The organism is Verrucomicrobiia bacterium (assembly GCA_035629175.1).
GTDB lineage: Bacteria > Verrucomicrobiota > Verrucomicrobiia > Limisphaerales > DASXHY01 > DASXHY01.
The window spans coordinates 170,781-181,083 of the sequence record DASPIL010000058.1 but is presented as its reverse complement, the minus strand read 5'-3'; the positions used below and the strand labels follow the sequence as shown (position 1 = coordinate 181,083).

The following is a 10,303-nucleotide window of genomic DNA, read 5'->3' as shown; positions in this document are numbered from 1 at the left end:
ATACGCCAATGAATTCGCTTTCCGCTGGAACACCCGCCATCAAACCGATGGCACCCGCCTGAAAGGGTTTGGCCAGTTGATCGAAAACAAACGGCTCACCTACCGCCAGGTTTCCTGCGTTTGCTAAATATATAAGCCCGGGCTGGGGCGCTACCCAGTTGTGGGGATAGCAATGCTTTGATGTGTCTATAGAATGCGTGCATGGCGTGATCCGCCAGAATCGATACAGGCGGCCGCAACGTGACGGAGTCGGTGCCGGTTAAGTGAAAGGTTGAGCAGATTCAGATGAGTATTTCGGTTTCGATCGTGGAAGATGATGGGGAAGTGCGCCAGAGCCTGTCCCGTTTGATCAATAGTTCCCCTGGCTACCGTTGTGTGAGCGCGCACGCGAGCGCGGAGGATGCGTTGGAACAGATTCCGAGGGTGCGCCCGGACGTGACGCTGATGGACATCAACCTTGTGAACCTGAACGGGGTGGAATGCGTGCGGCGCCTCAAGCCTTCGCTTCCCAAAACGCAGATCATCATGCTGACCGTTTACCAGAACACCGAGCACATTTTCAACGCGCTCGCGGCAGGCGCGACGGGTTACATGCTCAAGCAGACGCCGCCCTCGGAGCTGCTGTCGGCCATCAAGGAAGTCCATGAAGGCGGCTCACCGATGAGCAGCCACATCGCGCGAAAGATCGTGCAATCGTTTCAACGGCCTGCAGGGGAACAGAGCGAAACGGATTCGTTGTCGCCACGCGAAGCGCAGGTGCTTGACCTGCTGGCCAAGGGATTTCTTTACAAAGAGATTGCAGATGCGATGCACGTCACCTACGCCACAGTGCACACGCACATCCGTCACATTTACGAAAAGCTCCATGTGCGATCGAGGACTGAAGCCGTTGCGAAGCACCTGCGAAAAACGCGGTCGCTGCCCAGCATGCCAGCGCGGTGAGCAGGCAACGTGGTCGCCATAACTGATGATTTCCCTTCTGATGTATTTTCTGGATGATCTATCCAAGACTCGTGGTGTGAACTTCTGGAAAACACCATGCCTTTGACCAAGCACCTATGACTAAGATGAAAACTCGATCCACACGCCCGTCGGTGTGTTCAACCCCCAACCCCACAATCAGCCGGCTCCTAGCATGTGCTGTTCTCGGTTCTGCCGCGTCAGCATTCGCTGCAAGCCAGACTTGGACAAACGCGCCCGCGAGCGCGCTGTGGAATGTTCCTGCCAACTGGGTGGGAAATGCCGTGCCCGGCGATGTCAACAACACCGGGAACAACAACGTCAATAACGATACCGCGACGTTCAACACGCCATTGTTTTCCGGAATCGGTGGCGCCGCGAACCCGATCGTTCCCGACGACGCCACAGTCGTGAACGGCCGCAGCCGCCGCGTTGGCAGCATTGTTTTCGATGGCGAGAACGTTGGCGCTTACGTCATCGATTCGCCAAGCCCAGTGGTTTTGCGGGATGCCGCGACGCCGGCCCAGGGAATCTTATATGTCAGCCATAACGGCTCGATTCGCCTGACGGAGTCGGTCGCCAACCCGCAATCCATCGCCATGCCGATGCTCGTTAACCTTCCCTCGAGCACAGCGGGCGTTTATAGCCTCATCAACAACTCAACCAATCCCGCGGCCACGCTTTCAGTAGAGTCAATCGAGCATAACGGAGCCAACACGCGCGCCACACGCTACGTCCTTGATGGCGTGAACACAGGCAACAACGTTGTCACGAACCTGTCTGAAGGCCCTGGAAACGCAACTGGTGGCATCACAAAGCAAGGTTCTGGAACGTGGCTGATCGCAGGCACAGGCCTGTTCCCCGGAGGCTCGCCGATCAACATCAACGAAGGCATTCTGGGCGTTCTGGTTGCGGATGCCTTTGGCAGTGCGGCGGCCGCGACAGTGACCAACACCGGAGTGCTGCGCCTGGAAAATGTCACGCTGCCCCAGGCGGTTAATCTTCGGAAAGGCGGTACCCTGACCGCGCGCGGTTCTTCGGGTGTGAATGGTGTCGTCGTTGGCAATCACGTGGGCACAACTGCAACCCTGGCGACCACCATGCCGAGTGATGTGCTGAATCCGGCAGCGTCAGGCGTCGGTGTCGTCTCGGGTGGCGCAGCCGACAGCGTTTTGAACACCGCAGGTCCCGGCACCGTGGTTCTCTCCATGGATAACACGTACGCTGGCCGATGGTCGTTCGGCGCGAAGATCAATCAGATCACCACGCCGGGCGCCTTGGGAACGGGACCGAACGCGAACGTTGCGGCGGGCGCCGTGCTCGACCTTACGATTATGGGCGGCGTTGCCTTCATGCCCACGACGACTGGTTTCGGGGGGAGCGGAACGGGAACCGCCGTTGGTGTGAATGCGGCTGCTGTTGAATTGGATCCGAGCGCGACGCTCGACCTCACAGGCAAAGCAATCAACCTCGTATACACGCCCACCAGCGCAAGCGGCGATCTGGCCCGCCCTGCGTTGCACATTGCAATCGGAACACTGGCGCTGAGCGGAAATACATTTTCGGTCAACAACGCCTCCCTGTCGCCCCTGGGCGTCGGGACTTATCGACTGATCACTCAGGCGACCGGCTCAATCCTCTCCGGCGGCAATTATGCCGTGCTGGTCAGCGGGAGCGGCCTTGCTGCCGGAACTGCGGCTGCCATTCAGGTCAGTGGCGGGAATGTTGATCTCGTGGTCACCGCCTACACGCCCAAGAACCTTGTTTGGAGCGGCGGCAATCCTGACACCACCTGGGATCTCAATAGCACGGCGAATTTCTTGAACAGCGGCTTGCCGTCTGTGTTTAACAATTCTGATTCGGTCCTCTTCAATGCAACTGGCGTTGCGAACTCGTTCGTTAATCTTGCGGGAACACTCGCTCCTTCAAGTGTCACAGTCGATACGACCGCGGGAAATTACACCTTCGGCGGCGCAGGCCAGATCGGCGGCGCAGCTTCGCTCGCAAAGGTCGGCACAGGCACGCTCGTGTTGCAAACTGCGAACACTTATGCCGGCGGCACCGTCATCAGCAACGGCACCATTCAATATGCCGCTGAGAACGCTCTTCCCTCATCGGGAACCGGCGACGTTGCAATCTACGGGAATGGCCGCCTGGACCTCAACGGGCAGAACGGAATGATCAATGGCCTGATCGGCAATGGTTCCGTTGATCTGGGCATTGCAGCCGCTTCGGTCCTTACCGTGGGCAACAACGATCGCGCCGGGACATTCAGCGGCGTGATTGGTAATTCGGCCGGAACCCTGGCTCTTACGAAAATCGGCACCAATTCGCTTACGTTGTCCGCCTCCAATTCCTATGCGGGTCCAACCACGGTGCAGAACGGAATCCTCGTTGCCGCCAGCACCCGTGCCCTCGGTGTCGGGGAGTTGGCTGCCAACGGTGGCATCGTGGACGTCGCGGTGGAAAAGCTGATCGTGTCAGGCCTTTCCGGCGCAGCCGGAACCGTCGTCAACAATTCGACGGGCACCAACACGCTGGTCCTCGACGGCAGCGCAGCCACTACGTTCGGCGGCACGATCATGGATGGCGCGACAGGTGGCATGGCGCTTCAGGTCCTCGGCGGTTCGCTCCGCTTGAACGGGAATAATACCTTTACTGGCGGAACCGTCCTCGCCGCGGGCACAACATTGCAGATCGGAAACTCGCCGGCCAACCTGGACGGCGCGGTGATCGCCAGCAACAACGTCGCTCTCAGCCTCGTCGGCGGCAGCGCAACTCCCGGAACCCCCGACTCGATCACCGTCGTCGATGGCGGCACAATCACCTTGTCCGCCAATGCCCTCGGAAACATTTGGGGCGGCCAGTTCATCGGCGCTGCGAATACAACGAACCACGTGACCACGCAGATGTCGTTTGGCGGAGCAACCTCGTTCCAGAATTTCCAGGGCCTCGTGCATCTGGATATTCCCTCGGGATCGATTCGTTTCTTTAACGGCGGTGGAATCAGCGGCGGCGACGCCCCAACATTCCTGTTCAGTTCCAATTCAGTGGTGGTGACGCGTGACGCGCAAACGGTGCGCCTCGGCGCAATCGCCGGCGGCAGCAGTTCGTCGGGCATCGACCAGGCCACTGCAGCCGGCGCGGTCGACACCTACATCATTGGCGGGAAGAACATTGATTCGACGTTCGCGGGATTTTTCCGCGGCTTGAACAACCTCGTGAAGGACGGGACAGGCACGCTCACGTTCCTCGGCGCAACCCGCACTGAGAATACGGATGGAGTCACCTTCACCAACATCACGATAGAGCCTTCATTGGTGGCGCACACCGGCACGACGACCATCAGCAATGGCGTGCTCGCGCTCGTGGTTCCGAACAACCTGGTCAGCTCGCCTGTGATCACCCTCGCATCGCCGGCCGCGGTGCTCGATGCAACCCGCATGGGCATTGTCAGCAATTACTTCAATGACTTCGGCGCGGTTTCCGTGCTCGTGACCAACGGCGTTTTTGAAGTGGCCGGCGGCCAGACGCTCGGCGGCCTGGGAACTATTCAAGGCAGCCTCAATGCAACACCTGGCAGCATCTTGAACGTTGGATTGCCGGTTGGAACTTTGAACGTCACCTCCGGAATCATCCTGGACAATGCCACTGTTAACATGGACCTCGATCGCAGCCAGTCTCAAAACAGCGACCGTCTCGCAGCCGGCGGCGCCAACCTGATTGCCGTGAACGGCGGAACGCTGACGATCACAAACCTGGGCTCGGATCTGGTGACTGGGGATGTGTTTCAGTTGTTCAACAAGCCTGTAGCCGGCCTGGGCTTCACGCTGGTTGAGCTTCCCACGTCGAATGCCGACAATTCGGTGCAGTACGTCTGGGAAAACAAGCTGGCAGTGAACGGAACCATCAAGGTTCTGCAAGGCGCGGCTCCAATCACCGGGAACCCGACCAACATCACGTTCAATGTGTCAGCGGGTTCGTTGAACCTCTCATGGCCCTCGAGTCACCTTGGCTGGCAGCTGCAGGTCCAGACCAATAGCCTCGCGACAGGCCTGAGCGACAACTGGATCAATGTGCCTGGTTCGACATCGAGCACGCAGCACAATGGGACGATCGACGCAGCGAATGGCGCGGTGTTTTATCGCCTCGTGCGTCCATAAGACCGCTCTGAGCAGGGCAACCTTCAAGGCGGGCACTGAAAAGTGCCCGCCTTTTTTGTGCGCCTACACCAAACTGGTGATGGTTAAACGGCGTTGTTTGTGCGACAGTCCAGCCATTCTCATGACGCTGCCTCCCCAGAGCTGTTCTTGAATTATGACTGCCCTCCTCTCGCGAACTGCTTTCCCGACCCGCCGGGCCTGCGGATTTACCCTGATCGAACTTCTGGTGGTCATTGCGATCATTGCCATTCTTGCGGCGATGCTCCTTCCGGCGCTTGCGAACGCGAAGGAGCGGGCAAAGCGCATTCAGTGCGTAAACAACGGACGGCAGATGTTCATCGCATGCACGTTATACGCAGGGGACAACAGCGATGAGTTTCCGTCGTGGGGCGGCAACACACTGAACAATCGCACCAAGAACGTGATCGACCTGGACAATTACATTCGATGGGTGGTGTTTGGCGGCCCCGTCGGTGGCGGTCTCATTCCGCAGAATGCCGCGGCGGTAAACGCACGCGGGGCGCAGTTCGAAAACCTGGGTTACCTCTATGGCGCAAAGCTGGTTGGCGATGGACGCCTGTTCTTTGATCCCAGCTATCCCGCCGCATCCCCGCTGGGCTGGGATCAATACACAGAGAAAGGATTCATCAGTTTTGGCCGGGTCAACAACACCGGAGGCGTGCGAACCAGCTACATCTACAATCCCGTGGTGTTGCCGAATACCTCCACGCGCATGTTCCAGAAGCAATCCCAGGTGAAGCAGCATCGCGTCTTCATCATGGACTACATTGATTCCCAGATGGATCGGCCGGAATTCTTCGCCCACAAACGCTCCAAAGGTTGGAATATGACTTTCACGGACGGCTCGACGCGCTTCAGCAAGCCGGCACCGGCCGTTTATGGGAAGATCGCCGCCGGCGACTATCCTGCCGATCTCACAGACTTCAACCGCAATGTGCTTCCGCTGCTGGAGCAGGCCGCCAGGTGACGCCTTGATTTTTGTCCCTTGCCCATTACCTCCTGAGCCCTTCGTCCTTTCGTCCTTTCGTCCTTTCGTCCCGTAGTCCCGTAGTCCCGTAGTCCCGTAGTCCCGTAGTCCCGTAGTCCCGTAGTCCCGTAGTCCCGTAGTCCCGTAGTCCCGTCGAACCTGTTTCTATCATCAGAACTGGGGATACCACGGATTAGGTCAGCGGCTAAGCTCGGCGATACCTAATCCAGAACCATCTACCGGGCGACCCTCTTCCATCCGGTGTTTTGGGTTTGGAGCAGGTTCCTTGAATTGAAGATTTTTCTGGCGCTGTTTCCGAAATAGTCGCGGCTCCAGAAAGGGCTCTTTGATCGAACGGATGGGCAGGGCAGGGAAGCAAACAGGACGATCAGACGGTTACGAGATGATTCATCTCAAACACAGTTATCACCATGAAAAGCATCACCCCTAGCAGAAAATCAAAAACCGGCCTCATGGCGCTCCTGGCGTTGGGCGCCGTCACTCACGGCGCTTTCGGCCAGAGCGGCACCTGGACCAACGAATTCGACAGCGTCTGGAGCGACGCAACCAACTGGGTCGATGGCGTCGTTGCCAGCGGCGCCGGGAACAGCGCCACCTTTAACAACCAGACAGCTTCGGCCGTGCAGGTGGAACTCGATTCCTCGCGCACGATCGGAAACCTCTTTTTCCAGGTAGGCACTTACACCATCAGCAACACCGTCAACACGCTCACGCTCGCGGGGCTGTTGAAGCCGACCATTGACGTCTGGCCCGGCCAGAATGCAACCCTCCGCGGCATTGTGCTGGCAGGCAATGATGGGTTCGTGCTCGACGGCGGCGGCACCCTCAACCTTTTCAAGGAAAACACGGCCGCGGCAAACACTATCACCGGCGGCATAGTTCTCAGCAACGGCATCGTGCAGGTGCAGGGCATCAACGTGGATGACAACAACGATGCCAACACCCTGGCGCTTGGCACGGTCGAGTCGGTGACCTTTTACAACGGTACATTGAACCTTCGTCCCGCGCCGAACACTGCCACGACCTTCGGCGTGTTTAATGGAAACCTGATTGTCCCGCAGGATGCGATGGGGACGTTGATCCTTCCGGTGCGCTGGACGGGATCCGCAGGTGACAACGGAGCGGTCGGCCCGGGGTTGGGCGGCACGCTTACAGGCAGCGGCACCTTCAATGTTGAAACCAAATACGTGCGCAACAACGTTGTGGGTGACTGGTCTGCATTCACAGGGCAGATCAATATCACCGCGAACGCAACCACTGGTGGCGACGAGTTCCGATACGGGAATGTCCTGGGATTCCCCAATGCACGCGTGTCCATGGGCGGCGGAGTTGCATTCACATTCCGGTACTACCCTGCCATGCCTGCATCGACAAACTTCCCCATCGGACGACTCACTGGCGACAACGCCAACGTGTTTCTTTCGGGAAGTCCCAATGCGGCCTCAACCCTCACGTACGATATCGGGAGCCTGCAGGCGAGTTCGAGCGACGTGGATGTGTTTGCGGGCGCCATCGCGAATGGTGCGGGACCCGCTGCCCTGGTGAAGCGCGGTCTGGGAACTCTCGTGCTGACGGGTCCCAACTCGTACACAGGCTCGACGATTGTGAGCAACGGTGTGCTGCAGATCGGCGATGGATCAAGTGACATGGGCACGATCGGCACAGGCCCGATCACAAACCTGAGCGCACTGGTGTTTGCACGCGGCAGCGGAACACTGCTGGTCACGGCACCGATCCACGGAAATGGTGCCATCACGAACATGGGGCTCGGCGGAACTTTGATTCTTGCGGGATCGAACACCTATTCCGCCCCCACGTATGTCACAGCTGGCCGGTTGATCGTCGCCACGGCTTCGCGCGCAACTGGAGGTTATTTTCTGACCGACTCGGCTGAAGGCTTTGGTGTCCGCTCAGGATCGCCCAATTCAGCACTCACGATCAGCGGCCTGTCATATGCGGGCCCCGGCAGGTTCGACGTCATTTATACGGGCGGCGTCAACCCTGCGATTGCCCTTGTGACGAACACCGGCAGTCTCGTCATGAACGGCGACGTCACGGTGAATGTTGAAGGCAGCGGTCTCACAGTGGGTTCCATCACACTGATGCAATGGGGCAGCCGGAGCGGTGCCGGCAACTTCGTTTTGGGGACCCTTCCCCCACAAGTTACGGGCGCCTCGCTCAACATCGTTGGAAACAGCCTCGTCCTGACCATCAACGCCACCTTCGACAGCACCCTGCGATGGGTTGGCGACGCAAGTGCGGTTTGGGACATCGACAATGCTGCCAACAAAGTCTGGCGAGAAGTGGGATCGGGAAATCTGACGAACTATTACGATGGCGCGAAGGTGCGATTCGATGACACCGCGACAGGCCTGACCACGGTTAACATTCTGGGAGCTGTGGCTCCGCAATCAGTGATCGTGAGCAACTCGGCTAAACCCTACGTATTCACAGGCGGCGGCATCGTTGGCAATGCGACGCTGATCAAGCTGGACCCAGGAACGCTGACGCTCACCGGGATCAACAGCTACGACGGCGTTACGGAAATCCAGGGGGGGACCTTGCGCATTGGAGATGGCGTGACGGACGGGTCGCTCGGCTCGGGTGTCGTAACGAACAACGCGACGCTGGAGTTTAACCTTGTCGGCGCTACAACGGTGGCGAATCAGATTCACGGCACCGGACGTGTGATTCAGGCGGGTATCGGGCAGGTCAACCTCTCGGCCGCGAACACCTTCACGGGCGGTGTGATCGTCCGGTCAGGAACCGCGTTTGGAAACAACAATGGAAACGCTGCTGGAATTGGTGGCGGCATCCGCATCGAAGGCGGCAGAGTTCAGCTCGGAGCGAACATTAACAACAACGTCGGGACCGCTGTCGTCATCACCAACGCCACATTCCAAAACACCGCTGCAGGGAACTTCAACATCGATGTTCCGGTAGAGGGAACCAACGTCGCCATTCTTTTTGATAAGACCGGGCTGACAACGATGAACCGCACGCTGGCCAACCTGAGCGGTGTCATTACCAACGTTGGCGCTGGCGGCCTGCGCTTCAATTCGGGCGGCGGAAACAACGCCGTCGGAAGCGACAACATTCGCTGGATATTGGAAGCGGGCAGTGGTGACCTCCAAAACCGCAATGCCTCTGTAAACTTCCTCGGCAGCCTTGAAGGACAGGGAACACTCACCGCCCAGGGAAGCGGCAACGGCACGGTCACCTGGGTGGTTGGGGGCATGAATACGAGCACGACGTTCGAAGGCCGCATCATTGACGGAATCACCTTCGCCACACCCGCCCCCGCCCGGCTCACTGCGTTCACTAAAGCAGGCACCGGCACGTTCACGCTGAACAATGCCACCCTCGTCTATCGCGGGGTGACCACCGTCAGCAACGGTGTGCTCGCGCTCACCGGCACCTCCATTCCGGAACATACCGCCGGCGTCACGGTCCTCGCGCCGGGCGTGCTGAATGTGACGGGACTCTCCGGTGGAACGCTGTCGCTCGGAACTGGGACGACGAATCAGATCCTTGCTGGGGATGGCACAGTCCAGGGCAACATCGTTCTCGGCAGCAACGGCGGCCTTCGGCCCGGCGCTGCTGTGGGTGCCACTGGAAACCTGACCGTGAGTGGTTCAGTGACCCTCGGCGGCAGCCACCTGTTCGACATCAGCACAACGGGTTCGCCTTCAAGCGATCGTCTTACCGCCCCAACCATCGTTTACGGCGGTGCGCTGGTGATCACCAACTCCGGCAACATCACGGGAACGAACGTGTTCCAACTGTTCAGTGGCAGCCTGAGTGGTTCGTTCTCAAGCGTCACCACGCCGACCATTCCCGGGGTTACATTCAACACTGCCAACCTCAACGTGAACGGCACGATCACCGTTGTCGGACCGCCCGGAGTCAGTACCACCCCCACAAACATCACAACGTCGGTCTCGGGTGGCGTGCTGACGCTCTCGTGGCCCGCAAGCCACCAGGGATGGCGGCTGCAGGCGCAGACGAACTCCCTGAGCACGGGCCTGGCAACGAACTGGGTGGATGTCGCGGGATCAACGGGGACGACAAACGTCGCAATGCCGATCAACACCAGCAATGAAGCCGTGTTCTTCCGGCTGATCTATCCGTAATCGAATCCCAACGTGAATCAGGCAGGGCGCGCAGCAAT

Annotated in this window: 5 protein-coding genes; all 5 read left to right on the top strand. The window is 59.0% G+C overall.

Annotated elements, in window-relative coordinates; genetic code table 11:
* On the top strand, positions 1-127 hold a 127-nt coding region (locus VEH04_09870; protein ID HYG23078.1), incomplete at its 5' end, for a transposase.
* Positions 128-285: 158 nt separating this feature from the next.
* Positions 286-942, top strand: coding sequence for a response regulator transcription factor (locus VEH04_09865; GenBank protein ID HYG23077.1), 657 nt, complete (start codon positions 286-288; stop codon positions 940-942).
* Positions 943-1,067: 125 nt separating this feature from the next.
* Positions 1,068-5,123: an autotransporter-associated beta strand repeat-containing protein gene (locus VEH04_09860; protein ID HYG23076.1), complete on the top strand. Its 4,056-nt coding sequence runs from the start codon at positions 1,068-1,070 to the stop codon at positions 5,121-5,123.
* Positions 5,124-5,277: 154 nt separating this feature from the next.
* Entirely contained in the window at positions 5,278-6,111 is an 834-nt protein-coding gene (locus VEH04_09855; GenBank protein ID HYG23075.1) for a prepilin-type N-terminal cleavage/methylation domain-containing protein, read from the top strand.
* A 431-nt stretch (positions 6,112-6,542) separates the two neighbouring features.
* Positions 6,543-10,265, top strand: coding sequence for an autotransporter-associated beta strand repeat-containing protein (locus tag VEH04_09850; GenBank protein ID HYG23074.1), 3,723 nt, complete (start codon positions 6,543-6,545; stop codon positions 10,263-10,265).
* The last annotated feature ends 38 nt before the right edge of the window (positions 10,266-10,303 follow it).